General features: G+C 73.1%; 22 protein-coding genes. 15 read left to right on the top strand and 7 right to left on the bottom strand.

Annotated features, from left to right (window positions below):
* Nucleotides 1-53 precede the first annotated feature (53 nt).
* Both M3677_RS10270 and M3677_RS10265 read left to right on the top strand, forming a co-directional pair.
* Nucleotides 54-698, top strand: coding sequence for a HEAT repeat domain-containing protein (locus tag M3677_RS10270; protein WP_251160476.1), 645 nt, complete (start codon nt 54-56; stop codon nt 696-698).
* Between the two features lie 349 nt (nt 699-1047).
* Complete coding sequence (locus tag M3677_RS10265; RefSeq protein WP_251160475.1) at nt 1048-2343, top strand: sodium:proton exchanger; 1296 nt, start codon at nt 1048-1050, stop codon at nt 2341-2343.
* Nucleotides 2344-2851: 508 nt separating this feature from the next.
* Here the strand turns inward: M3677_RS10265 and M3677_RS10260 are convergent.
* On the bottom strand, nt 2852-3541 hold the full coding sequence (locus M3677_RS10260) for a metal-dependent transcriptional regulator (RefSeq protein ID WP_066652032.1): 690 nt from the start codon (nt 3539-3541) through the stop codon (nt 2852-2854).
* A gap of 22 nt (nt 3542-3563) precedes the next feature.
* Between M3677_RS10260 and M3677_RS10255 the strand changes: the two genes are divergently transcribed.
* From M3677_RS10255 to M3677_RS10235, 5 genes are all read left to right on the top strand, one after another.
* Nucleotides 3564-4445, top strand: a complete 882-nt coding sequence (locus M3677_RS10255) for a CPBP family intramembrane glutamic endopeptidase (RefSeq protein ID WP_251160474.1) — start codon at nt 3564-3566, stop codon at nt 4443-4445.
* A gap of 237 nt (nt 4446-4682) precedes the next feature.
* Nucleotides 4683-6458, top strand: coding sequence for a phosphatase PAP2 family protein (locus M3677_RS10250; RefSeq protein WP_251160473.1), 1776 nt, complete (start codon nt 4683-4685; stop codon nt 6456-6458).
* Between the two features lie 143 nt (nt 6459-6601).
* Nucleotides 6602-7477, top strand: coding sequence for a L,D-transpeptidase (locus M3677_RS18425; RefSeq protein WP_251160472.1), 876 nt, complete (start codon nt 6602-6604; stop codon nt 7475-7477).
* A 29-nt stretch (nt 7478-7506) separates the two neighbouring features.
* Nucleotides 7507-8403: a UbiA family prenyltransferase gene (locus tag M3677_RS10240; RefSeq protein WP_209684098.1), complete on the top strand. Its 897-nt coding sequence runs from the start codon at nt 7507-7509 to the stop codon at nt 8401-8403.
* Nucleotides 8400-9839 (top strand): NAD(P)/FAD-dependent oxidoreductase, encoded by a 1440-nt coding sequence (locus tag M3677_RS10235; RefSeq protein WP_251160471.1) that lies wholly within the window; start codon nt 8400-8402, stop codon nt 9837-9839. The genes M3677_RS10240 and M3677_RS10235 overlap by 4 nt, the downstream gene beginning before the upstream one ends.
* A 19-nt stretch (nt 9840-9858) precedes the next feature.
* On the opposite strand, the gene M3677_RS10230 is transcribed toward M3677_RS10235, so the two are convergent.
* Nucleotides 9859-10656 carry an HAD-IIA family hydrolase gene (locus M3677_RS10230; protein WP_058730132.1) on the bottom strand — a complete coding sequence of 266 codons (798 nt, stop codon included), beginning with the start codon at nt 10654-10656 and terminating at the stop codon, nt 9859-9861.
* Nucleotides 10657-10794: 138 nt separating this feature from the next.
* Between M3677_RS10230 and M3677_RS10225 the strand changes: the two genes are divergently transcribed.
* The 4 genes from M3677_RS10225 (at nt 10795) to M3677_RS10210 (ending at nt 13533) form a co-directional block, all read left to right on the top strand.
* The gene (locus M3677_RS10225) at nt 10795-11541 is read left to right on the top strand and encodes a TetR/AcrR family transcriptional regulator (protein WP_209684094.1); all 747 of its coding nucleotides are present in this window, start codon (nt 10795-10797) and stop codon (nt 11539-11541) included.
* Entirely contained in the window at nt 11538-12404 is an 867-nt protein-coding gene (locus M3677_RS10220) for a DUF3592 domain-containing protein (protein ID WP_251160470.1), read from the top strand. Before M3677_RS10225 ends, M3677_RS10220 begins: the two co-directional genes overlap by 4 nt.
* A gap of 58 nt (nt 12405-12462) precedes the next feature.
* A complete protein-coding gene (locus tag M3677_RS10215) occupies nt 12463-12774 on the top strand; it encodes a DUF4190 domain-containing protein (RefSeq protein ID WP_066652049.1) in 312 nt (103 codons plus the stop codon).
* Between the two features lie 129 nt (nt 12775-12903).
* Nucleotides 12904-13533, top strand: coding sequence for a TrmH family RNA methyltransferase (locus tag M3677_RS10210; protein ID WP_251160522.1), 630 nt, complete (start codon nt 12904-12906; stop codon nt 13531-13533).
* Between the two features lie 181 nt (nt 13534-13714).
* Here M3677_RS10210 and M3677_RS10205 read toward each other — a convergent pair whose 3' ends face one another.
* The 4 genes from M3677_RS10205 to M3677_RS10190 all read right to left on the bottom strand — a co-directional run bounded on the left by M3677_RS10205 (nt 13715) and on the right by M3677_RS10190 (nt 18532).
* Entirely contained in the window at nt 13715-14734 is a 1020-nt protein-coding gene (locus tag M3677_RS10205; protein WP_209684088.1) for a LacI family DNA-binding transcriptional regulator, read from the bottom strand.
* 362 nt (nt 14735-15096) lie between these two features.
* Nucleotides 15097-17166: a YhgE/Pip domain-containing protein gene (locus M3677_RS10200; RefSeq protein ID WP_066652051.1), complete on the bottom strand. Its 2070-nt coding sequence runs from the start codon at nt 17164-17166 to the stop codon at nt 15097-15099.
* On the bottom strand, nt 17163-17879 hold the full coding sequence (locus tag M3677_RS10195; RefSeq protein ID WP_251160469.1) for a hypothetical protein: 717 nt from the start codon (nt 17877-17879) through the stop codon (nt 17163-17165). The genes M3677_RS10200 and M3677_RS10195 overlap by 4 nt, the downstream gene beginning before the upstream one ends.
* Nucleotides 17876-18532 carry a TetR/AcrR family transcriptional regulator gene (locus M3677_RS10190; protein ID WP_066657692.1) on the bottom strand — a complete coding sequence of 219 codons (657 nt, stop codon included), beginning with the start codon at nt 18530-18532 and terminating at the stop codon, nt 17876-17878. Before M3677_RS10190 ends, M3677_RS10195 begins: the two co-directional genes overlap by 4 nt.
* 158 nt (nt 18533-18690) lie before the next feature.
* On the opposite strand from M3677_RS10190, the gene M3677_RS10185 reads away from it, so the two are divergent.
* On the top strand, nt 18691-22350 hold the full coding sequence (locus M3677_RS10185; protein WP_251160468.1) for a S8 family serine peptidase: 3660 nt from the start codon (nt 18691-18693) through the stop codon (nt 22348-22350).
* Nucleotides 22351-22485: 135 nt separating this feature from the next.
* Entirely contained in the window at nt 22486-22656 is a 171-nt protein-coding gene (locus tag M3677_RS10180; protein WP_153257418.1) for a hypothetical protein, read from the top strand.
* A 119-nt stretch (nt 22657-22775) separates the two neighbouring features.
* Here the strand turns inward: M3677_RS10180 and M3677_RS10175 are convergent, their stop codons facing one another.
* Complete coding sequence (locus M3677_RS10175) at nt 22776-22949, bottom strand: Rv0909 family putative TA system antitoxin (protein WP_251160467.1); 174 nt, start codon at nt 22947-22949, stop codon at nt 22776-22778.
* A gap of 216 nt (nt 22950-23165) precedes the next feature.
* Here M3677_RS10175 and M3677_RS10170 point away from each other — a divergent pair, with 216 nt between their 5' ends.
* Nucleotides 23166-24470 carry an adenylosuccinate synthase gene (locus M3677_RS10170; RefSeq protein ID WP_066652061.1) on the top strand — a complete coding sequence of 435 codons (1305 nt, stop codon included), beginning with the start codon at nt 23166-23168 and terminating at the stop codon, nt 24468-24470.
* 2 nt (nt 24471-24472) lie between these two features.
* Nucleotides 24473-25030 (top strand): low molecular weight phosphatase family protein, encoded by a 558-nt coding sequence (locus M3677_RS10165; RefSeq protein ID WP_245171941.1) that lies wholly within the window; start codon nt 24473-24475, stop codon nt 25028-25030.
* Nucleotides 25031-25092: the final 62 nt, after the last annotated feature.

Genomic DNA, 25092 nt, shown 5'->3' with positions numbered 1-25092 from the left:
TATGCCCCGGCTCCGTGCACGTGACCAGCGGGTACCCGGTGTTGCATGAGGGGATGACCACCCTCGCCGACGACCTCACCGACCCCCGCTCGTCCGTCCGACTCCGTGCCGTGATGGCCGCCGGCACCGAGGCGAGGCCGTCCGACCTCGAGGTGCTCGTCGAACGCTGTGCCGTCGAGCCGGACCTGCAGGTGCGCGAGGCCCTGACCTGGGCGCTCGTCAGGCTGCCGGCGGAGACCGTCGTGCCCCGGCTGACGCACGAGCTGCACCGTCCGGAGGCGCAGGCTCGCTCGCAGGCGCTCCACACCCTGTCGAAGATCCGCGACGGGTCGGTGTACCCCGAGGTGGCCGACCGGCTCGGCGACGACGACCCCGGTGTGCGTCGGACGGCCTGGCGCGCGGCCGTCCTGCTCGCTCCGGCCGAGGAGGGTCCCGCCCTCGCCCGACGCCTCGCCCGCGAACTCGGTCAGGATGACCGGGAGACCCGACTCGCGCTGAGCCGTGCGCTGGTCTCGCTCGGCGAGGACGTCGTCGCCCCCGTCCTGGCAGACGCGTCCGAACGTCGCGGCGAGGCCGTCCGCGCGCACGTCGACGAGACCGGACGACTGCTCGCCGACCCGGACGCCGGATCGGCGCTCGCGCTCGAACGCGCCCGTCGCGAGATGGCGCTCGGACGCGGCAAACGCGCCTCCGGGTGACCACCTGACGGACGGGAGGCCCGTGGCTGCGCCGCCACGGGCCTCCCGTCCGACGCGCGGTGCGCCACGAGCGCGTCCCGCCGTTCCGGGGCGGGCCGCGGAAGACCCGGATTCGGGTCGACGAACAGGCCCGATCGGCTTGCGCACGCGGATCGGAGCGCGCCAAGGTGGACGGCGAAGGGGAGTAGCTCCCAGCGCGTGCATCGACACACTGGCCATCACGACGATCGGCCCGGTGCACCACCTGCCGGTCCCACCCGGCGGGCGAGCGAGACCTTCGGCCGTTCTGCCGTGCCGAAGCGCTCCCCACCCCTGCGCGATCGGTGCGGCCCGACCAAGGGACCATCCCGTGATCGACACCTCACCCGTCCGCGTCGTCGATGCCGACGCACCACCCGCCCGCATGGGCCGCAGCGCCTGGGGGCGCATCGCGATCTGCATCGTGATCGCCCTGCCCGCCGTGGTCTTCCGCGTCACGGGCTCCGCCCCGAACCCCGTCGTCGACCTGCTGGTCTTCGGCGGTGCGGTGGTCGCCGCCTCGTTCCTGCTCGCCTGGGCCGCCGAGGCCGCGCAGAAGGACATCTCCGGCGCGCTCGCCATCGCGATCCTCGCGCTCATCGCCGTGCTGCCCGAGTACGCCGTCGACCTGTACTACGCGTTCCGCTCCGGGTACGACCCGTCGTACGAGCAGTTCGCCGCCGCGAACATGACCGGCTCGAACCGGCTGCTGCTCGGGTTCGGCTGGCCCCTCGTCGTGGTGATCTCGCTGCTCGTCGCCCGCCGGTACGTCCGCGCCGGCACCCTGCCCCGGTCGGCGACGACGGTGCTGCAGCTGGAGCAGTCCTCGCGGCTGGACATCGGCTTCCTGGCGCTCCTGGCGGTCGTCGCGTTCCTCATCCCGCTGATGGGCTCGATCCCGCTCTGGTTCGGGTTCGTGCTGCTCGCCGCCTTCGTCGCGTACCTGTGGCGGGCATCGCAGGCGCCGGACGACGGCGGCGACGAGGAGATGGTCGGCATGGCGGGGAACATCGCCTCGATGCCGCAGCGTGCGCGACGCTGGACGATCGTCGCGCTGTTCGTCGTGGCCGCCGCCGTCATCCTGTCGTCGGCGGAGCCGTTCGCGGACGCACTCGTCGAGTCGGGGAGCGCGCTCGGCATCGACAGCTACTTCCTCGTGCAGTGGCTCGCGCCGCTCGCGACCGAGGCGCCCGAGTTCATCGTCGCAGCGCTCTTCGCCCTGCGCGGGATGGGCGGCGCGGCGATCGGGACGCTCATCGCGTCGAAGGTCAACCAGTGGTCGCTGCTCGTCGGGTCGCTGCCGATCGCCCACGTGCTCGGTGGCGGGACGACGGGCGGGCTGCCGCTCGACGGTCGGCAGGTCGAGGAGTTCGTGCTCACCGCGTCGCAGACCGTGCTGGGCGTGGCGATCATCATCGCGCTGCGCTTCCACCGGTGGTCGGCGATCGCGCTCGTGGCGCTGTTCGCGGTGCAGTTCGTGGTGACGGACACGAGCGGGCGTTGGGTGCTGAGCGGGGTGCACGTGGTCGCGGCGCTCGTGGTGCTGTGGATCAACCGGAAGGACATCGTGCCGACGTTGCGAGCGCCGTTCCGGCGGGCCAGCGCCGCCGGCGTTCCGGCCGCGTAGGCGGCGGCGCGGCTCCGCCCGCGGCCGCGGCCGCGGCCGCGGCGGCTGCGGTCGGTTCCGGTCGTACGACTGCCGCCGGCGGCCGTTCCGGTCGCACGACGTGCCGTCGGCGATCGTTCAGGTCGCAGGACGTGCCGTCGGCGGCGGAGGTGAGCGGCATGTCGTGCGACGGGAATCGTGGGACGGGAGGCTCGGGGCGGGCTGGCACCGGGCCTCCCGTCCGATGGGCGTGCCGGCGGTTCCGGTCGCACGACCTGCCGTCGGCGACCGTTCAGGTCGCACGACGTGCCGTCGGCGGCGGAGGTGAGCAGCATGTCGTGCGACGGGAATCGTGGGACAGGAGGCTCGGGGCGGGCTGGCACCGGGCCTCCCGTCCGTTCGTGGGCACCAGCCGCATCGAACGGGCAGGACGTGCCGCGCGCGTCCCGTCGGGCGGGCAGGATCCGTCGGCAGGAGCCGCCGAGTGTGACAGGAAGTGCCCGCTCGGCGAGCGGGCGGGCGGCTGGCGTCAGTCGGCGTCGGGGGCGAGCCAGATGGCGGAGGCGGCGGCGGCGGGCAGGTCGACGAGGGACTCCTCGCCGTCGGGAGCCCGCCGGCTGACGGCGATCACACCCGCGTAGTCGCGGACACGCTCGACGCGCAGGTGCGTGCCCAGTGCGACCCCGAGCTCGTCGAAGTACCGGAGCAGGGCCGGGTCGTCGTCGGACACCCGGTCCACGACCCCGCAGGCTCCGGGTTCGACCGAGCCGAGCAGCGTGCCCGCCGACGACGGGACCGACCCGTCCGTCGCCGGGATCGGGTCACCGTGCGGGTCGTGCGTCGGGTGGCCGAGGTCGGCGTCGACCCGCTCGAGGAACGTCTCGGACACCGCGTGCTCGAGCGCCTCGGCCTCGGTGTGGACCTCGTCCCACGAGTAGCCGAGCCGCTGCACCAGGTACGTCTCGATGAGCCGGTGGCGACGGACCATCGCCACGGCGACCTGCTGCCCGAGCGGGGTGAGCACGACGCCGTAGTAGGGGGTGTGCTCGATGAGGCCGTCGCGGTCGAGCTTCCGGAGGTTCCCCGACACCGTCGACGCCGAGACCCCGAGGGCCGCCGCGATGTCCCGCGTCGCGAGCCCCTCGCCGCCGCGCTCGGTCGACTTCCACACGAGCTTCACGTAGTCCTCCGCCATGACGGACAGGGAGGGCAGGCGCATGCGTCAATGGTACAAACGGCGGGTGACCACCACCGCACCCGTCCGACGCCGTCGCTGGCCGGTGCCCCCGTCGCTCCTGCTCGGCCTCGCGCCGCTCGTCGCCTTCGCGGCCGTCAGCGCCTGGCGCTCGCGGCCGAGCGACGACTACAGCACGCTCGGGCAGACCGTCGAGGGCGTCCTCGGGGCACTCGTGGTGCCGGAGGGCATCGCGGTGCTCGTGCTCTGCGTCTACGTCACCGCGCTGGGCTGGTGGCCGATCGCGACCGCCGACCGTCGTCGGACGGCACTCCGGTGGACGCTCACGGCCCCGGCGTTGATCGCAGCCGTGTGCGTCGCCCGGCTCCCGCTCGTCGAGTGGGGCGCCCAGCCGGTGCGGTACTTCCTGCTGCTCGCCGTCGGGGTCCTCTTCGTGGGGGTGTTCGAGGAGCTGCTCACCCGCGGCGTGCTGCTCGTCGGGCTCCGGCGGCGGCTGCCCGAGTTCGGCGTGTGGATCGCGTCGTGCGTGCTGTTCGGGCTGCTGCACTTCCTCAACGTCCTCGCCGGCGCGGAGGTCGGTGCGACCGTCGTGCAGGTCGTCTTCGCGGCGTCGTTCGGCTCGACGCTCTACCTCGCCCGCCGGCTCACCGGGAACCTGCTCGCGCCCGTGCTGCTGCACGCCTTCTGGGACTTCGGGTCGATCGCGGTGTCGGCCACCGTGCCGACGCAGGACCTGGTGCGGATGGTGCCCGTCGGGCTCCTCGGACTGTTCGCGTTCGCGGTGCTCGCCCTCGGGGTGGTCGCCGGCGGCGTGGTCGCATGGCGGGACGACCGGGGTCGCCGCCTGCTGCGCCGGTGGCGGTCGGTGCCGCCCGTGGGGGCGCCCGCGGTGCAGGGGGACGAGCCGCGCCTCCCGTCCGCCGTCTGACCCGACCGCCCGCGCTCAGGTGCCGGGCCCGGCGGGCGCCGCCGGGCCGACTCGTCCACGAGGGCGACGGGCTGCGAATGCGCACAGCCTGCGGCCCGGTTCACCCCCGGGTGGGGGACCGTTCGCCGTCCGGCAACCACCCGTCCCTAGGTTCGCCCTGTTCCCACACCGGTACAACAGGAAGGGGCGTCGCCCCCGGGCGACCACCACCACATGCGCAGATCCACCGTCCGCGGCGTGACCGTCGCCACCGTCGCGACCGCACTCGTGCTCGGGTCGCCGCTCGCCGCGCAGGCTGCGACGTACCCGAGCGACTCCACCGAGCCCGACCTGGTGTCGCTGCTCAGCGGGTACGACCAGTACTGGACGTCGAGCGGGAAGAACGACCTGCACGGCACCGTGGACGACCCGGCGACGCTGGCGAAGAACGACCAGCTGACGTCGTGGATCAACCAGCACGCGACGACGGCGCAACAGTTCCGGGCGCTGCAGGACGCCGAGTACGACAACGCGACGAACACCGCCTACGACCAGTCCTTCACCGTGTCGCAGGGGCTCGGCGAGACGCTGAGCAAGCTGTTCGTGCAGGGGCGCAACGACGGCGACCTGCCGCTCGTCGACGCGCTCGTCAACTCGTCGAACGGTACGAGCGGCGCCTACGTCGGCACCGGCGACGCAAAGGCCCACTACAGCTACCCGCGGCCGTACCTGCCGACCGACACCGCGGCGACGCTGCCCGCCGGTGACGACACGGCCAGCTGCAACCCGGCGACCGTGAACGCGTCGTCGCTCGCCGCGAACCGCACCGGCACGGCCTGGGCGGACGCGAAGGGCAACCTCACGATCACACGGGTGCCGGCCACGACCGACACCACGCACGAGTTCTCGCCGAACGACGTCGTGCTCGACGCCGGCTACGGCCAGAAGGGCATCTGCACCGGCGGCTCGTACCCGTCCGGGCACACCACCACGGCGTACCAGGCGGGCATCACCCTCGCCACGCTCGTGCCCGAACTCGCGCCGGAGATCCTCGCCCGCACGTCCGAGGCCGGCAACGACCGCATCGTCCTCGGCGTCCACTACCCGCTCGACATCATGGGCGGACGCATCGACGGCGAGGCCGCCCTCGCCGCCCGCTGGTCCGACACGCGGTACCGCACCGAGGTCCTCGAGCCGGCCCGCGCCGAGCTCACGGCGTACCTCGAGGCGACGTGCGGCGACACCCTCGCGAACTGCATCGCCGCGGAGCGGCCCTACACCGACGACCCCTACGGCGGCCAGGCGATGCCCGGCGGCACCGCGCAGGTCGTCACCGACCGGGCCTCGGCCGTGCAGGTCTACCGCGAGCGCATGACCTACGGCTTCGCGCAGACCGGCACCGCGGGTCTCGCCCCGTCGGTCCCCACCGGCGCGTCGAACCTGCTCCTGTCGACCTTCCCGACCCTGACCGACGCGCAGCGCACGCAGGTGCTCGCGCAGACCGAGATCGCCTCGGGCCACCCCCTCGACCAGTCCGGCTCCGCGAACGGCTCGTGGGAGCGGCTCGACCTCGCAGCCGCGACGAGCGCGACCGTCGCCGTCGGCGCGGACGGCACCGCGACGGTCGTCTCGACCGGCGGGCAGGCCCGCGTCGTCTCCGGCGTGCTGAGCGCCCCCGAGGGCACCTCCGTGCAGGCCGGGAAGACGATCGCCCTCGCCGGCACCGGACTCCCCGCCGGCGCCACCCTGCAGGTCGTCCTGCGGTCCGACCCGGTCACGGTCGGCACGCTCACGGTCGGTCCGGACGGCTCCGCGACCGGCTCGGTCGTGATCCCCGCGGACGCTCCGGTCGGCGCGCACACGCTCGACCTCGCCGACGCGTCGGGCGCCTCGGTGCTCGTGACGCCGCTCGCGATCACCGTGACCGCGGCGTCGAACGCGGGCGGATCGACCGGCGGCGCGGGCACGTCGGGCGGCACCGGCGCCACCGGGACCGTCCCCGCCGGCGTGCACCTGCCGGTCGTCAGCGGCTGACCCACCGGACTGGAGGCGCGGGACCGGCCCGTCACGTGCCTCCCGTCCGCACCCACCCGACGGGAGGCGCGGGACCGGCCCGCCCCGCGCCTCCCGTCCGCCGCGCCTGACCGCTCACCCCCCTCGCACCACCGGAGGCCCCCGTGCCGTACCCCAAGACCTGGACCACCGTCGGCATCGCCGCCGTCGTGGTCGCCGCCGCCGCGATCGCCGTCCCGGTGCTGACCGGCGCGACCGGCGGCGACGCCGTCCCCGCCGCGGCGGACCGCACCCCCACGGCCACGGCGCGCACGGTGCCGAGCGTCCCCGACGTCGCCGCAGCGGCGCTCGCCGCGCTGCCCGAAGCGCGCTACTCGGCCGTGGTCGGCGGCCTGCTGCCCGTCGACCGGACGGTGTCGTCCGCCGAGGTCTTCCACCTCCGCACCGACGCACCGCTCTTCGGGTCCGATCGGCAGCACCCTGTCGCGCGCTTCGCGGCCACCGACTTCCTCGGCCAGCCGACGACGGTCGTGGGACTGCGGCACGAGGGGGACTGGGAGCTCGTCCTCACGCCGGCGCGGCGGGAGCTGCCCTCGGCGGCCGACGGACACGCGGCCGCGCAGACGGCCGCGTGGATGCCGCGGACGGCACTCGTGCAGCAGGTGACACCGACGTCGCACGTGGTCATCTCGACCGCCGACCAGACCGTGTCCATCGAGTCCTCGTCCGGACGGGTCACCCGGAGCTTCCCCGCGGGGGTGGGCACCTCCGACACCCCGACGCCGACCGGCGTGACGGGGTACCTGGAGCAGCGGTACGTCGACCCCTCGCAAGGGACGGGCGACCACGCGATCCAGCTGACGTCGCTGCACTCGAGCGCAGCCGACGAACCGTACGGCGGGTCGGACGGCGGGCTCATCGGCCTGCACTGGAACGCGGCGGCCTCGGGGACGGTGTCCCACGGGTGCGTGCGGCTCTCCGCGGAGGGGGTCGCGGCGCTCGACGCCCTGCCGCTCGGGACGCTCGTGACGGTGGAGTAGCACGGGCGCCGCCGGGTACGCTCGGGCCGGTGACCGACGGGACCGGACAGTTGCCCAGGACCCTGCGGTCCGGGGCCGGTGCGACCGTGCGCCGACTGGTGCACGTCTCGCGTCCGGTCCTGTGGATCAACACGATCGGCTCGGGGCTGGTCGCCGTGTGGCTCACCGGCGCGCTGTTCGACCTGCGGGCGCTGCCGATCCTGATCTGGCTGACGCTGCCGTTCAACCTGCTCATCTACGGCGTCAACGACGTGTTCGACCAGGACACCGACGCGACGAACCCCCGCAAGGGGTCCATCGAGGGTGCCAGGATCCGGCAGTCCGAGGTCCGACTCATCGTCTGGGCGGTCGCCGTGGTCAACGTGCCGTTCCTCGTCGCGTTCCTGCTGACGCTGCCGCCGCTCGCGAACGCCGCGATCCTGCTCTACGCGGTCGTCTTCGTCTGCTACTCCGCGCCACCGGTGCGCTTCAAGGCGCGGCCGTACCTCGACTCGCTGAGCAACGCGGCGTACGCGCTGCCGCTGGTCATCGTGCCGTTCGCCCTCGAGGAGGAGCCGACGTGGCCCGCCGCGCTGGGACTGATGGCCTGGAGCGTCGCCAAGCACGCCTTCGACGCCGTGCAGGACATCGTCGAGGACCGTGACGCGGGCATCACCACGACCGCGGTCCGGCTCGGACCCCGGGGGACCGCGCTGTGGAGCGGCGCCTGGTGGGTGGTGTCGACGGTGTTGTTCGCCGTGGTCAGCATCCCCGTCGCCGCCGTCAACCTGCTCATCGCCGGCGTCCTCGTCGTGTGCCTGCTGCGCGCCCCGTCGCCGGAGACCGGTCACCGCCTGTACCGCCTGTCGGTCGCCTTCCCGTACATCGCGGGGTCCTTCGCCGGGGTGCTGCTCCTGGTGTCCATCGTGCTCGGAGGTGCCCGGTGAGTCGTGTCGTCGTCGTCGGAGGTGGGATCGGTGGCCTCACCACCGCCGCCCTGCTCGCCCGTGCCGGGCACCGTGTGACCCTGCTCGAGGCGTCGGACCGGCTCGGCGGCAAGAGCCGTCGCATCCAGCTCGGGGCGGACCGGATCGACACCGGGCCGTCGCTCGTCACCTTCCCGGCGGTGTGGGACGAGCTGCTGCGGCGACTCGGCGGACGTTCCGGCGAGGACGGGCACCTCGACCTGGTGCGCATGCCCGAGGTCGGCCGGTACTTCCACGGCGGCGAGGAGACCGCGCTCCCGGTGGCACCCGACCACCCCTGGTACCCGGCGTGGCGACGCTTCGCCGACCTGCACGCGCCGCTCGCCGACGACGTCACGCGGCTCCTGCTCGCCGACCCGCTCGACCGCTCGGCCCTGCCGGCCGTCCGTCGCCTGCTCTCCGTGTACGGCTCGCGGCTCACCACGCGTGCGTACCTCGACGGCCTGCCGTGGCTGCCGGACGGGCTGCGCGAGATCATCGCGATCCACACCCTCAACGCCGGGGTCTCACCCGCACGCACCCCTGCGCTCTACGCGAGCATGCCGGCGATCATGGCGGAGACCGGCGCGTGGGTGCCCCGCGGCGGCGTCTACGAGGTCGTGCTCGCGCTGCAGCGACTCGCCGAGGCCGCCGGCGTCGAGGTCCGCACCGGCGAGGCCGTCACCTGCATCGCGCGCGGTGGCGTCACCACCGAGGCCGCGCACCACCCCGCCGACCTGGTCGTCAGCGCCCTCGACGCCGACCGGCTCGCCGCGCTGACCCGTCCGTCCGGTCCGTCCGCGATGTCCGCGATGTCCGCGCTGCCCCGCCCGCGCTCCCGCCCCCGAGCCTTGTCCTGCTCCGCCGTCGCGCTCTACGGCGTGCTGCGCGAGGAGCTGCCCGAGAACCTCGCGACGCACAGCGTGGTGCTGCCGACGAAGCCGGACGCACTGCACCGGAGCCTCGAGGCGGGCGACGAACCGGCGGACACGATGGTGTTCGTCAACCACTACCGCGCCGGCGAGCTCTCCCCGAACCCGCACGGCACCGTGGGCGTGCTGCTGACCGCACCCGCGGACGGCGCGCACTACGAGGTCGACCACCCCTTCGTGCGGCGGGAGGTCGACCGGGTGTCGGCAGCGCTGGGTCTCGACCGACCGATCACCGACCTGCTCGACGACCACGTGGTCCTCGACCCGCAGTACTACGGCACCGGCGGCGAACCGCACGGGGCGCTCTACGGGGCGGCCCGTCCGCCGTGGCAGAGCGGGCCGTTCCACCGCCCCTCGTACAACGACCGCTGGCGGCCCTGGCTGTGGCGGGTGGGAGCGTCGGTGCACCCCGGCGGCGGGATCCCGGCGGTCGTGGGCGGCGCGATGATCGCGACGGAGCGGCTGCTCCGGGCGAACCCGGTCTGAGCGCGCGTTCACGCCCTCGCTAGAGCTCGACCTCGATCGGCTCCGCGCGGACGAGCTCGTGCACGCCGGCGATGACCTCGCTCGGGCGGAACGGGTACCGGTCGATCTCGGCCTGGTCGCTGATGCCGGTCATCACCAGGACGGTGTGGAGCCCGGCCTCGATGCCCGCCTGCACGTCGGTGTCCATGCGGTCGCCGATCATGCCCGTGTTCTCGGAGTGGGCCCCGATCCGGTTCATCGCCGAGCGGAACATCATCGGGTTCGGCTTGCCGACGACGTACGGCTGCTTCCCGGTGGCCTTCTCGATCATCGCGGCGATGGCCCCGGTCGCCGGCAGGACCCCCTCGGCACTGGGCCCGGTGGCGTCGGGGTTCGTCACGATGAACCGGGCACCGTCGCGGATGAGCCGAACGGCCTTGGTGATCGCCTCGAACGAGTAGTTGCGGGTCTCGCCGACGACGACGTAGTCGGGCGCGGTCTCGGTCATGATGAAGCCGGCCTCGTGCAGCGCCGTCGTCATGCCGGCCTCGCCGATCACGAACGCGGAGCCCCCGGGCATCTGCGAGCGGCAGAAGTCCGCCGTGGCGAGCGCCGACGTCCAGATGCGCTCCTCGGGGACCTCGAGACCCGACCACCGCAGCCGGGCGCTGAGGTCACGCGGCGTGAAGATCGAGTTGTTCGTCAGGACGAGGAACTCGGTCCCTTCGTCCAGCCACTGCTGGATGAGCTCGGGAGCGCCCGGCAGGGCCTGGTTCTCGTGGACGAGCACACCGTCCATGTCGGTCAGCCAGCACTCGACTTCGTCGCGGGTCGCCATGGGCCCAGCGTACTGGGGCCGCCGCTCGCCGGACCCGGTGGTCACCCGACTGTGGAGGACTGGCCGACCGGACACCGACCGGCGTTCGGCTTTGGGCTACGATTTTCGGGACACGTACCGGATCAAGGAGGCCTCCCCGTGCTCGTCGACCCCGGCAGCCCCACCGCACAGCCGCGCACCACGACCGACGGCCGTACCGGCGCGGGAGCGGCCGACGCCCCCACCGGGACGACACCGGCAGCCGAAACCGCCGCCGCGCCCCGTCGCCGCCGCGGTCGCCCCAACGTCCTGAGCCGACAGCAGGTGGTCGACGCCGCCACCGCCATCGCCAACGAGGAGGGCCTCGACCGCCTGTCCTTCCGCGCCCTCGGCGCGAAGCTCGGCGTCGCACCGATGACCGTGCACCGGACGATCGGCGGCCTCGACGACCTGCATGCCGAGCTCGTCCGTCGTACCGTCGACGAGTTCACGGCCACCTTCGTCTGGCCGGACGACTGGCGTTCGGTCGTCCACGTCTTCGCCTGCACCTTCCGCGACCTCATGCGCACCCACCCCCTCGTGCTCGAGTCGCACAGCCAGCGCGCCCCGCTCGCCTCCACCGAGTCCGACGCCGTCGTGGCGAAGGTCGTCGGGGCCCTGCAGCAGGCAGGTCTGCCGGAGCGCGAGGCCATGTACGCGTTCTTCGTGGTCTACGACTTCGTCGTCGGGCACGCCGGCGTGCAGGTCGGCCGCGGCGACTCCGAGGCCGGGCGCCCCGAGCGGCACCGCGTGGTCGGGGAGATCCTCGGCGAGCACTCGTACGACGACCGCTTCGCCCTGGGCCTCGAGATCATCACCGCCGGCATCGAGGCCCGCGTCCGCACGCACGGCACCACCGCGTCGTGAGCACGGTCGACCCGCAGCAGGCACGCCGCGAACGCGAGGCCCGGTACCGCGGCTCGACCACCGCCCTGACGATGACCGTCGTCGGTGCACTGCTGGTCGTCGCCGCGGGGGTGATCGGTGGACTCGCGGTGTCGGACTTCGTCCTGCGCTTCCGGATGATGACGGTCAACAGCATCTTCTCCGACAGCCCCGACCCGGAGACGCACCTGTGGGCGGCCCCGAGCGCGGTCGTCGGCACCCTGGTGGCCGTCGGCGTGTACACGCGGTGGAACCACCGGTGGTCCGGGCGCACCACCGACCTGGTCGGGCTCGGGCCGCTGCCGCTCTGGCTCGTCGGTGCCACCGCGTGCACCTGGTGGGCCACGACCACGCAGTGGCCCGCCCCGGACCGCGTCGGCGTGGCCGTCGACCCGACGTTCGGGCACGACGAGACGTGGGGCATCGGCAGCTGGATCCTGTACACCGCCGTGTGGTGGCTGCCGGGGCTCCTCACCGTCGTGACCGTCCTCGCGCTCGTGGCCGGCGGTGCCACGCGGGTCGGCCGCGGGAACCGTCGCGCCCGACTCACGGACGTCATGGCGAACGGCCGTCGTACGACGGGCGAGGTCACCGCGATCAGCGGCGGTACGACCCCGGACGCGTCGCGCACGCTGCTGCGGTGGACGTTCTCGTTCATGGACCTGCACGGCGTCCGGCGCTGGGTCGAGCGGACCGAGGGCTTCACCCACGGCACCGCTCCGGTGCTCGGCGGGACGGTCACCGTGCTCCACGACCCGGCCCGCCCCGGCGACCGCAAGCGCATCTTCACGACGACCGGCAGCGGCGACGACCCCGAGGACTACCTGCGCCCCGGCACGACCTGAGGCCGGACGAAGATTGGCACTTCTCCACGAAAACGCGGCGCTCCTAGGCTCGTCAGCCGTGTCAGAACAGAACGTCCAGCCCCAGCAGCACCCGTACCAGCCGTACGCAACGGCGCCGGCCGCCCCGCAGCGCACGAACACCCTCGCGATCATCGCGCTCGTGGCGGCGTTCGTCGCGCCGATCGTCGGGTTCGTCCTCGGCTTCGTCGCGATGTCCCAGGCGAAGAAGCGTGACGAGGGCGGCCGTGGCCTGGCGCTCGCAGCGGTCATCGTCGGCGGGGTGATCACGGTCTTCTACGCCGTGCTCTTCATCGCGCTCGTCGCGGTCGCGATGTCCGAGCCGTCGGTCACGTACCCGACGTCGTACTGACCGTCGGCTGACGGCGGTCGCCGGACGGGAGGCGCGGGGCACGCGCCCTACGCTGGTCACGTGACCGAGCGCCTCCCGTCCGACCCCGTGGTCCCGTCGACGGGACCGGCGCAGCCGGACGGTCCCACGCTGCCACCGACCCACGAGGCCACGACGAACGGCGTCGGGCCGCACCCCGAGCCCTGGCCGGACGACCCCCGGCTCGACCCGGAGCTCCTCGCCGCCGGGGACACCCGCAACGTCGTCGACCGCTTCCGGTACTGGTCGATGGACGCCATCGTCGCCGAGCTCGACACCCGCCGGCACGCCTTCGACGTCGCGATCGAGAACTGGCAGCACGACCTCAACATCGGGTCGATCGTGCGGAGTGCGAACGCGTTCCTCGCCGGCACCGTGCACGTCATCGGTCGGCGGCGCTGGAACAAGCGCGGGGCGATGGTCACCGACCGGTACCAGCACGTGCGGTACCACCCGGACGTCGCGGCGTTCCTGGCTGCGATGCACGAGGAGGGACGACCGGTCGTCGCGATCGACAACACCCCGGGAGCCGAGCGCATCGAGACCGCGGCGATCCCGGAGCGCTGCGTGTTCCTGTTCGGGCAGGAGGGACCCGGGCTCACCGACGAGGCCGTCGCGGGCGCGGACGCCCACCTCGAGATCACGCAGTTCGGGTCGACGCGGAGCATCAACGCCTCGGCCGCGGCGGCGATCGTCATGCACGCCTGGGTCGTCCAGCACGCGGTCCTGCCCATGGACTGACGCGCTCGCCGCGGGGCCGCGGGGCCGCGGGGCCGCCGGGCCGCCGGGCCGCGGGGCCGCCGGGCCGGCGGGGCCGCGCACGAGACTCGGCTCCGCGGACACGTTCGCGACGCCGGGGCCGCGAACGTGTCCGCTCAGACGAGTCTCGTGCGCGCGGGCGGCGCGGGCGGGCTTGCTCGCGTCAGCGCGGAGCGGTCGTGCGGCGGGCGACGAGCCGGGGCTCGACCAGGGTCTCCTGCGCCGGAGCGGTCGGGTCGGCGATCCGGGCGAGCAGGCGCTCCCCGGCGCCGCGGCCGATCTCCACGCTGCGGTCGTCGATGCTCGTGAGGCCGACGTAGGACGACGCCGCGAGCGGGGTGTCGTCGTAGCCCATCACCGACACGTCCTCGGGGACGCGCAAGCCCCGTGCGGCGAGCCCCGACATCGCACCGAGCGCCATGACGTCGTTCGCGGCGAACACCGCGGTGACGTCGGGGTGGGCGTCGAGCAGGTGCCCGACGGCCTCGGCGCCGGCCTCCTCGGTGGGTTCCACGGGCATGACGTGCGTGGCGAGCGAGGTGGGCGACGTGGCGGAGGTGATCCGTGCCTCCAGGCCGGTGAGCCGCTCCGCGGACGCAGCCGAGCGCCCGCCGACGAAGCCGATGCGCGTGTGGCCGAGCGCGAGCAGGTGCTCGGCGGCCATCCGGCCACCGGCGCGGTCGTCGTTCGCGACGGTGTCGGCGCGGGGGAGCGCCGCACGACCGCCGGCGACGACGACGGGCATGCTCGCCGGGATCGCGAGGTCGGTGTCGGGCTCGCCGGCGATGACGATGCCCTCGACGCGCATGGACAGGAAGCCCTCGACGGGTGAGGCGTCGAGCCCGGTGTTGAGGAAGCGGTCGGCGACGACGAGGCGGTGCCCCTGGTCCTGCAGCGCCTCGCGCAGGCCGGTGAGCAGGTCGACGAACCACTGGTTGCGGAAGTCGTCGAGGACGACGCCGATCGTGCGGCTGCGGGTGCCGGCGAGGGACACGGCCGCGGTGCTCGGGCGGTAGTCGAGTTCCTGGATGGCCCGCAGGACGGCCTCGCGGCGCTGGTCGCTGACCTTCGGGGACCGCTGGAGCACGAGCGAGACGAGGGACTTCGAGACCCCTGCGCGGGCGGCGACGTCGTAGATGGTCGCCGGTTTGCCGTCTGCGGTGGCGGACCTGCCGTCTCCCATGATCTCCCTCGACCCGTCGTGGTGTCCCTCGATCGTAGCGGCCCCGACTCGAGCGGTTGTCAGGACATGGTGCGCCGACCGGGGTGGGTGGGGTGCGATGGGATGGGTGTAGCGGGCGCGGGGCGTCCGGCGTGCTCGCGGGGCGGAGGTGGCGCGGAGGCGGCGTGTGGTGCTGGGTGCTCGCGCACCACCGGAAGCACGTCGCGCCACGGAACCGCGTGGCGCGACGTGCTTCTCGTTGTGCTGACGGCCGAGCCGCCCTGAGCGCCGAGCGCCGCCCGCGCCGCCCCGAGCGCCGCGCCCGCGCCGCCCGCGCCGCCCGCGCCGCCGCGCTCCGCGCCGCGCTCCGCGCCGCGCCCGCGCTACCCGATCAGGCTCGGCCGCAGGTCGCGCAGCGTCCGCGAGCGGGTCTGCCGCGCGGTGACGACGTACGACACGAGCAGCGCGCCGAGCAACCAGCACGCGAGCACCCCCGCGTCCGACCACACCGCCGCGAACGACCCGCCGTACATCGTCTGCCGGATCGCGTCCACGGAGTAGGTCATCGGGAGCGCGAAGTGCAGCGCCGCCAACGGCCCCGGCAGCGTCTGCCACGGGAAGGTCCCGCCGGCGGTCACGAGCTGCACGAGCATGAGCACCAGGCCGAGGAACTGCCCGACCGAGCCGAGCAGCACGTTGAGCGCCATGATGATCGCCGCGAAGGTCGCCGAGGCGAGCACCATCACGGCCACCGTCGACCCGGCGTGCACCACGTCGAGGTCGAGCGCGAACCGCACGATCAGGAACAGCGCCGCCATCTGCACGACCCCGAGGAGCGCCGGGGTGAGCCAGCCGCCGAGCACCACGCGCAGCGGCTTCTGCACGGCGGTGATCGCCCGCTTGGAGATCGGCTTGAGGATGAGGAACAGCGCGTACATGCCGATCCAGGCGGCGAGCGAGATGAAGAACGGTGCGAGGCCGGCGCCGTAGTTCGACGCGGCGGCGACGTTGTCGTCGCCGACCTTGACCGGGTCCGAGATCACGGACGCCTGCGACGAGCGCTGGGCGGCGGTCGATGCCGGGATCCTCGTGCGTCCCTGGTCGAGCTTCGCGGCGAGCTCCTTCGAGCCGTCCTCGAGCTGGTCGACACCCGATGAGAGCTGCGAGGCGCCGGAGGCGGCCGACGCGGCACCGTCCGCGAGCGAGGCCGCACCGGAGGACAGCGTCGGTGCCGCGGCGGCGAGCTTCGACGTGCCCGCGGCGACCTGCGACGAGCCCGATGCGAGCTGCGAGGCGCCGCTCGACGCCGATGCGATGCCGTCCGCGAGCTGCGGCGACGCCGAGGCCAGCGCCGACGTGCCGGCCGCGACCTGGGCCGACCCGTCGCGGAGCTGGTCGACGGCCGACTTGGTCGACGCGTAGGTCTCCTTGGCCGAGGCGCCGGCGGTGTTCACGTCGCCGACCGCCTTCGTGATCGCCTCCTGCTGCGAGGGGGTCAGCGTGACGCCCTCCGGCAGGTTCGCGGTGATCTGCGCGAGCACCGTGGCGGCGTCCACCGGCTGCACCGCGTCGACGTCGGCGCTGACCGAGTCGACCTTGTCGGCCAACGCGGCGTTCCCCGCGGCGACCCGCTGCGCGCCGTCGTTCAGCTGCGCGGTCTGCGCGGGCAGCGAGGCGGTCTGCTGCTGTGCGGACTGCAGCCCGGACGCCAGGGTCGAGGCCCCGGACGCGACCTGCTGTGCGCCGCTGTCGAGCTGCGCGGTCTGCGCGGGCAGCGAGGCGGTACCGGAGGCGAGCTGCGAGGCCCCGTCGGAAAGCGCGGAGGTGCCGGACGCGAGCGAGGACGCACCGTCGGCAGCCGTGGTGGCCCCCGATGCGAGCTGTCCCGCACCGTCGACGGCGTCGCCGAGGCTGTCCCGCACGTCGGCGAGTCCGACGAGCAGGGTCGTCGCCGCCTGCTTGCCGACCCGCTCGGCGACGGCCGTGCGCATGGTCTTGCCGGCCTGCTCCGCGATGGTCGAGGCGAGGTACGAGTTCGTGTCCGCGGTCGTCATGACGAGTTCGGCACGCTTCGGGTCGTCGCCCTGCGCCGACGCCAGGGCCTCGGAGAAGTCGTGCGGGATCGTCACGACGAAGTCGTACTTGCCGTTCCGCACGCCGGAGCGCGCGTCGGCCGCGGTCGTCTCGGTCCACTTGAAGTCGGCGCCGTCGATCGCCTCCTTCGTGACGTCCTCGCCGTAGTCGACCCGCTCGCCGTCGAGCGTCGCGCCGGCGTCCTGGTCGACGATCGCGGCCGGGATCTGGTCGAGCTTGGCGTACGGGTCGCGGTTCGCCCAGAGGTACGCGCCGCCGTAGAGCAGCGGCACCACCATGAGGGCGACGAACGCGAGCCGGGCGAGCGGCGTGGCGGTGAGGCGCGCCAGTTCGGCGCGGATGAGCGAGGGGATGGTCACGCGGGTGCCTCCGTCGGGACGGTTGCGGGAGTTTCGGGGTCGGAGGGGCCGGACGGGAGGCCCTGGTCGCCTCCGTCGGTCGAGGTCGCGTCGTCGGGACCCTCGGTGCGGATCGTGTCGAGCAGCTGCTCGACGGTGGCTGCGGCGGCCTTCGACGTCACGAGGACGACGGTGACGCCGCGCCGGGCGACGTCGCGCACGACCGCGAACCAGTCGGCCACGGCGCCGCCGTGCCGCTCGGGCGAGGTGAGCACGATGCCCGTGACCCCGCCCCGCAGCAGCGCGAGCTCGACGAGCAGCCGCACCCGCACGTCGGTCGGGACCCGCTGCACCTGCGTGTCGGCGTGGTCCCGCACGCCGAGCTCGTCGAGCACGGTGTCGACGTGGTCGCGGGAGGGGCGCTGCCCGGCGAACGCGAGTTCCTCGCGCACGACCTTCCGGAGCGTCATGACGGGGAACGGTTCGGCGACGCCCGGGGTGTCCACGAGCGCGAAGGCCGCGCGCACCGCTGCGGGGTCCTCGTGTCCGTCGAGCAGCACCCGCCCGGACTCGGGACGCATCCGCCCGCCGGCGATCAGGGACGCGAGCACCGGGGCCTGCTCGGTCTCGACGGCGACGACACCGGGGCGACCAGGGGCGGCGACGGCGGACACGACGGGCAGCGCGGCGCCGGGCTCGTCGCTGATGCCGACGTGGTCGAGTTCGAGCGTCATGCGCGGGTCTCCTGCTCGGTACGGGGTGCGGGTGCGGCGGGTTCCGACAGCAGCGCGGTGCGCCAGTCGATGCCGGCGGTGCCGAGCGCCGACAGCACGACCGTGCGGCGACCGGCTTCGTCGCTCGTGCCGGACCGGGTGGCCTCGTCGAGGACGGCGATGCACGCGGCCTCGACCAGGCGGGCGAGCGTGTCCGCGTCGACGTCGTCGCGCATCGAGCCCTCGTCGATGCCGAGCGCGCAGGCCGTGCGGACCTGTGCCCGCAGCGGCGCGAACACCTCGGCCACGGACTCGGCGAACGGGCTGCGCAGGGCGACGCGGGCCATGGAGCGCACGTGCGAGACCTCGGCCCAGAGCGTCACGGCGATCGCCGCGAGCCGTGCGGCGGGCGGGAGGTCGGCGAGCTCGGACGACGACGGCATCGCGCCGGCGATCCGTGCGGCGCCGCCGGTCACGACCTCGCGCACGAGGTCGTCGCGGGAGGGGAAGTGTCCGTAGACCGCACGGCGCGACAGGCCCGCGGCGGACGCGATGGTCTCGAGCGAGGCATCGGGGTCCTGCTGCAGGACGCTCCGTGCGGCCTCGATCAGGGCGGCCCGGTTCGCCGTCGCGTCCCGTCGGGGCGCGCGTCCGGGCTGGTCGGTGGTGGTCACGAGCACCATCGTAATAACGTGCACACTGCTGTGCAAGTTACGAGGTGCTGTACCCCCGAACGAGGGCCAGTCCTCCAAAGTGCGGACTGTTCCGCCTGTGAACGAACGCATAACTTCACAGGAATTCCCACCACGGACAGAGCCGAGGAGTGCGCCCTGTGACACGTGCAACACCGAACCGTGCAGTACCCGAGCAACCACCCACCACGGAGCGCACCACGCGGTCACGCGTCGCACGCATCCTGACCGCCGGCATCGCCGCCGTCGCCCTGTCGTGCGGCGGTCTCGCCGTGGGCGGCGCAGCGAACGCCGCGCCGAGCGGTCTCTCCGCCGCCGACCTCAAGCTCGCGGCGCCCCTGCGCGACGCCAAGCCCCAGAAGACGGTCGCGGCGTTCGTCCGCACGACCGGCCAGGGGGCCCTCGAGGTCGACGCGAAGGCGAAGGGCGGCGACCTGACGAGGTCGAAGACGCCGTCGTCCGCCGCGAAGGAGCGCGTGCAGGCGATCACGTCGACCGTCGACGCCGTCCGCGCCGCCGTCAAGCGGTCCGACGCAGAGGCGACGGAGCTGTACTCGACCGAGTACACCGTCCCCGGTGTCGCCGTCGTCGCCGACGTCGACGCCCTGCGCGACATCGCCAGCCGGTCGGACGTCGAGAGCATCATCCCGCTCACGCCGAAGAAGATCGTCGACCCGACCCCGGGTGACGCGTCGAAGGCCCCGAGCGGCGTCGACCCCGACCTGGTGCAGCCGGGCGCGGACGGCGTCAGCCCGAAGAACGCCGCGAGCGACGTCTACACGCGCTCGCTCGACGCGTGGCAGCAGACCGGCCGCACCGGCAAGGGCGTCAACGTCGCCGTCCTCGACACCGGTCTCGACTACACCCAGGCCGACTTCGGCGGCCCCGGCACGACGGCCGCGTACGAGCAGGCCCTCGCGAGCACGAGCGCGCCGGACCCGAGCTGGTTCGACGCGAAGAAGTACCTCGGTGGCTACGACTTCGCCGGCCCCACCTACAACGCCGACTCCTCGAGCGCGGGCTACGACCCGACCCCGAAGCCGGACGCGAACCCGATCGACGGCAAGGGCGGCGACCACGGCACGCACGTGTCCGGCACCGCCGCCGGCTACGGCCTGACCGCGGACAAGAAGACGTTCCGCGGCGACTACACGAAGCTGACCAACCAGTCCGTCCAGGACATGTGGATCGGCCCGGGCACCGCGCCGGACGCCGGCCTCTACGCCCTCAAGGTGTTCGGTGACGGCGGCGGCTCGACCGACCTGACCGGTGCCGCGCTCGACTGGGTCGGCCAGGCCCTGACCGAGGGCAAGGACATCAACGTCCTCAACCTGTCGCTCGGTTCCGACTACGGCGCACCGGACGACCCCGACAACGCGAAGATCGACGCGCTCACCGCCCGCGGTGTCCTGCCCGTCATCGCCTCGGGCAACGCCGACGACTTCACCGACATCGGTGGCTCGCCGGGCAACGCCGAGGGCGCCCTCACCGTCGCCGCGAGCGCCACCGGGCAGTCGCTGTTCGACGGTGTCAAGGCCACCGCGCCGTCCGACGTCGCCGGCACCTACCGTGCGCAGTACTCGCAGAACTACCAGGGCACGCTGCCGGTGGAGGGCGACGTCGTCGTCCCGACCACGAACATCGACGGCTGCGCAGCGTTCAGCGCCGACGAGGCCGCGAAGATCAAGGGCAAGGTCGTCTGGCTGAAGTGGACCGACGGGGCGCTCGAGTGCGGCTCCGGTGTGCGCTTCACCAACGTGCAGGCAGCCGGCGGTGTCGGCGTCCTGCTGGCCGGGACGGTGACCAGCTTCGACTCGGGCATCGCGGGGAACGCGACCATCCCGGGTGCCGAGCTGACCTCGGACAGTGCTGCGAGCCTCCAGGCCGCCGCGACGGCCGGGACCCTGCACGTGCAGTTCGCCCAGGAGCTCAAGGGCTTCCAGCTGGCGACCGACCAGGCGAACGTGAACACGCTCGCCCCGTTCACCAGCCGTGGCGTGCACGGCTCGTTCGACGACATCGTCAAGCCGGACGTCGCCGGCCCCGGGGTCAACGTGATCTCCGCGGCCAACGGCACCGGTGACGGCCGCATGTCGATGAGCGGCACCTCGATGGCGACCCCGCACGTGGCCGGCATCGTCGCGCTGACGTTCCAGTCGCACCCGTCGTGGACGGCCCCGCAGGTCAAGGCCGCCGTGATGAACACCGCGACGCACGACGTTCGTCAGGGTGACCGGGACGCCACGCTGCTGCGCCAGGGCACCGGCCGCGTCGACGCGCTGCAGGCGGTCACCGCGGGCACCACGGTGCGCAGCATCGAGAACGACCAGCTCGTCACCGCCTCGTACGGTGTCGTCGAGGTCAGCGGGAAGACCACCGAGTCCCGCACCCTGCAGATCCAGAACACCGACGGCCGTCCGCACACGTACGACGTGGCGTACCAGGCCCAGGTGGACCAGCCGGGTGTCGCGTTCTCGCTGAGCACGAAGCGGGTCACCGCTCCGGCGCACGGCACCGCGACCGTCAAGCTGACGTACACGATCGCCGACCCGACGCAGCTGCGTCGCGTCATCGACCCCACGCAGGAGTCGGTGCAGTCCGGCTACCAGCGTGAGTTCGTCGCCGCCGAGTCCGGTGTCGTGTCCTTCACGCCGACGGACGCGAAGCTGAACCCGATGCGCCTCGGTGCGTACGTCGCGCCGAAGCCGGTCAGCGCCGTGCACGGCAAGGACATCGCGTTCTCGGGCTCGACCACGACCGCGGAGCTCGCGCTCACCGGCCGCTCGGTCGACCAGGGCGACGCCGTCACCGGGTACCACTCGTCCGTCGCACCGTTCGTCCTGGGCGGGACCGACCCGCAGGAGCCGCTGCCCGCCGGTTCGGCGAAGCAGTCGCTCCAGGCCGCCGACATCCGGGCCTACGGCGCGAACTACGACAAGGCATCCGACACGCTCGCCTTCGGCGTCCAGACCGCGGGTGCCGACGCGAACCCCGGCGCGGTGACCAACGTCGAGGTCCTCATCGACACGGACCGCGACGGTGAGCCGGACTACCTGGTCTACGACGCCAAGTCGGCCACGGTCGACGCGACGCTCGCCACCACGGTGGACCTCGCGACGGGCAAGACGGTCGACGCGCAGCCGCTCAACGGCGGCACCGCGGGACAGGACGTCAACACGTTCGACAGCGCCGTCAAGGTGCTGACGGTGTCGGCGTCGACCATCGGTGCGACCGGTCCGTTCGACTACTCGGTCCTGACCGAGTCGGCGTACGCCCCGGCCCTCGCCACCAGCGGCTCCAACGTCGTGGACGAGACCGACCCGGCGACGTACGACCCGTCGGCACCGGCGCTCACCTTCGCGCAGGGCACCACCACCGGTGTGCTCTACGCGGACAAGGGCGCGCTGCAGGTCACGCGACAGGCCGACGCCACGAACGCCCGGGTCCTGCTGCTCCACCTCGGCAACGCGGTGGGCGACCAGGCCGACGTGCTCCAGGCAGCGCAGACCGTGCCGACGCTCACCCTCCGCGAGGGCAGCGCCGTCACGATCTCCGGCACCCCGAAGGTCGGCAAGACGCTCAAGGCGAAGCCCGGCTCGTGGGACGGCAAGAAGGTCTCGTACTCGTACCAGTGGCTCCGTGACGGCGTCGCGGTGCAGGGTGCGACGGACCAGCGCTACACGCTCGGCACGACGGACGCGGGGCACCGCTTCTCCGTCGAGGTGACGGCGAAGGCGACGGGCTACCAGGACGGCTCGGCGACCTCCGCCGAGACCGCGAAGGTGGCACCCCGCAAGTAGCGATCGACACGAACGCCCCGTCACCGGTCCGGTGGCGGGGCGTTCGCCGTTCCCGGTCTCCGAGCGGAGTGGTCCCGAGTGCGGCAATGGGACATGTAGTTAGGCAAACTAGGCAATGGATGGGAGAGTGAGGCCATGCGATCCCACACCTCCCTGATGCAGCTCCGGGCGAACCCGATGGAGTGGCGCCGCCGTGGGCTGACCCCGCCCGACGCGCTCCAGGCCATGGTCGAGGAGCGGCTCGCGCAGCCCGGTCACGCCCAGCCGGTGGGCGACCCGTCGTACCAGGACTTCTTCCGCGCCTGATCGCGGAACGCCACCACCACGACGGACGGGAGGCGCGGGGCCCGCCGGGCCCCCGCCCCCCCGGCGGGGTGGCGCGGTGCCAGCTGGCACCGCGCCTCCCGTCCGTTCCGTGGTGCGGTCTACTTGCCGATCTTGTCGTCGGCGGCGTGCTCCGCCTTGTCGATCTGGTCGCCGTGGCCACCGCCGGTGGCCTTGTCGGCCGCGTCCGCGGCCTTGCCGAGACCGGCGTCGGTCGCCTGCTCGCCCTTGTCGCTGTCCGCGAAGTCCCTGGCCTTGTCACCGAGGTCACTCATGTCGTGCTCCCTTGCTCGTCGGATCTGACCCGTCCGACGCTGCGCCGGTCGGCCCGGACGGGCTCCCAGGTCCGATCTGTGGGTCGCCCTCGTCAGCCGTCTCGTCCACCGTCTCGTCCACAGGGATGTGGCGTGGAGGTGTCCACTCGATAGACTCGGGTGGACCATCGGCCCAGCCCGCCGGTGCGGTCCTCCGCCAACGTGAGGAGAACCTCCATGCCCGCAGCAGTCATCATCGGTGCCCAGTGGGGTGACGAGGGCAAGGGGAAGGCAACCGACCTCCTCGGGTCCCGCATCGACTACGTCGTCAAGTTCAACGGCGGCAACAACGCCGGCCACACCGTCGTCGTCGGCGGCGAGAAGTACGCGCTGCACCTGCTGCCGTCCGGCATCCTGACGCCCGGCGTCACCCCGATCATCGGCAACGGTGTCGTCGTCGACCTCGAGGTCCTGTTCCAGGAGCTCGACGCGCTCCGCGCCCGCGGGGTGGACGTCTCGAAGCTCCTGGTGTCCGCGAACGCGCACGTCATCACGCACTACCACCGCACCGTCGACAAGGTGACCGAGCGCTTCCTCGGCAAGCGCCAGATCGGCACGACCGGTCGCGGCATCGGCCCGACCTATGCCGACAAGATCAACCGCGTCGGCATCCGCATCCAGGACATCTTCGACGAGAACATCCTGCGGCAGAAGGTCGAGGCGGCCCTCGACCAGAAGAACCACCTGCTGGTCAAGGTCTTCAACCGTCGCGCGATCGACGCGGACGAGGTCGTGGAGTCGCTGCTGTCCTTCGCCGAGCGCCTGCGCCCGATGGTCGCCGACACCGCGCTCGAGATCCACCGCGCGCTCGAGCGGGGCGACACCGTGCTGTTCGAGGCCGGCCAGGCCACCATGCTCGACGTCGACCACGGCACCTACCCGTTCGTGACCTCGTCGTCGGCGACCGCCGGCGGCGCCGCGACCGGTTCGGGCATCGGACCGGGCAAGCTCGAGCGCATCATCGGCATCGTCAAGGCGTACACGACCCGCGTCGGCGCCGGGCCGTTCCCGACCGAGCTGTTCGACGAGTCGGGGGAGTTCCTCCGCGCCAACGGCTTCGAGTTCGGCACCACGACCGGCCGTCCGCGTCGCTGCGGCTGGTACGACGCCCCGATCGCCCGGTACACGGCGCGCATCAACGGCGTGACCGACTTCGTGCTGACGAAGCTCGACGTGCTGACGGGCCTCGAGACCATCCCGGTCTGCGTGGCGTACGAGGTCGACGGTGAGCGCGTGGACGAGGTCCCCGTGAACCAGTCGGACTTCCACCACGCGAAGCCGATCTACGAGGAGTTCCCCGGCTGGACCGAGGACATCACCGGTGCCCGGTCGTTCGAGGACCTGCCGAAGACCGCGCAGGACTACGTGCTCGCGGTCGAGGCGATGTCCGGAGCGCGGATCTCGGCGATCGGCGTCGGCCCCGGCCGTGACGCGATCGTGGTCCGCCACGACCTGCTCGGGACCGGCGAGGCTGCCGCGTGACGATGCGGATCCTGTTCGTCTGCAGCGGCAACATCTGCCGCTCGCCCCTCGGCGCCCAGGTGCTCGAGGCCCGGCTCGGCCCGGACGCCCCGGCGTTCACGGTCGAGTCGGCCGGCACCATCGCCGACGACGGCGCCCTGATGGACGAGACGGCTGCCGCGCAGTCGTCGCGTCTGGGTGGGGAGCCCTCCACGCACCGTTCGCGCTACCTGACGGAGCAGATCGCGGCGTCGGCCGACCTCGTGCTCACCGCCGAGCGCTCGCACCGCGCAGCCGTCGTGTCGCTCGCACCGCGGGCAGCGAAGCGGGCGTTCACCATCAAGCAGTTCGCCCGGGTGCTCGACGGGCTGGAGCCCGGAGACCTGGCCGGCATCGAGACCGCGCAGGACCTGGTCGACCGGGTCGCTCGACTGCGGGGGACCGTGCCGCCGCCCGCCGACCCGGCGGACGACGACGTGGACGACCCCTACCGTCGGTCCGAGGACACCCACGTGCGGGTCGCCGACGAGATCGACGCGGCGCTCACGCCCATCGCGGACGCCCTGCGCGCGCTGCGCTGACGCCCCTCCGCTCCGGGAACGACGAAGCCCCCGCCTCGGTGGCGGGGGCTTCGTCGTGTCTG

Origin of the sequence: Curtobacterium sp. P97, from assembly GCF_023712445.1 — a bacterium.
In the GTDB taxonomy this organism is placed as follows: domain Bacteria; phylum Actinomycetota; class Actinomycetes; order Actinomycetales; family Microbacteriaceae; genus Curtobacterium.
The sequence above is the reverse complement of the archived record's forward strand: the minus strand, read 5'-3'. Positions and strand labels throughout refer to the sequence as shown.

Excerpts from the sequence above, each read along its gene's own strand:
- M3677_RS10270 (WP_251160476.1), top strand. The coding sequence starts at position 54 with ATGACCACCCTCGCCGACGACCTCACCGACCCCCGCTCGTCCGTCCGA.
- M3677_RS10260 (WP_066652032.1), bottom strand. The coding sequence starts at position 3,541 with ATGCGCCTGCCCTCCCTGTCCGTCATGGCGGAGGACTACGTGAAGCTC.
- M3677_RS10230 (WP_058730132.1), bottom strand. The coding sequence starts at position 10,656 with ATGGCGACCCGCGACGAAGTCGAGTGCTGGCTGACCGACATGGACGGT.
- M3677_RS10205 (WP_209684088.1), bottom strand. The coding sequence starts at position 14,734 with ATGGGAGACGGCAGGTCCGCCACCGCAGACGGCAAACCGGCGACCATC.
- M3677_RS10195 (WP_251160469.1), bottom strand. The coding sequence starts at position 17,879 with ATGACGCTCGAACTCGACCACGTCGGCATCAGCGACGAGCCCGGCGCC.
- M3677_RS10180 (WP_153257418.1), top strand. The coding sequence starts at position 22,486 with ATGCGATCCCACACCTCCCTGATGCAGCTCCGGGCGAACCCGATGGAG.
- M3677_RS10175 (WP_251160467.1), bottom strand. The coding sequence starts at position 22,949 with ATGAGTGACCTCGGTGACAAGGCCAGGGACTTCGCGGACAGCGACAAG.
- M3677_RS10170 (WP_066652061.1), top strand. The coding sequence starts at position 23,166 with ATGCCCGCAGCAGTCATCATCGGTGCCCAGTGGGGTGACGAGGGCAAG.
- M3677_RS10165 (WP_245171941.1), top strand. The coding sequence starts at position 24,473 with ATGCGGATCCTGTTCGTCTGCAGCGGCAACATCTGCCGCTCGCCCCTC.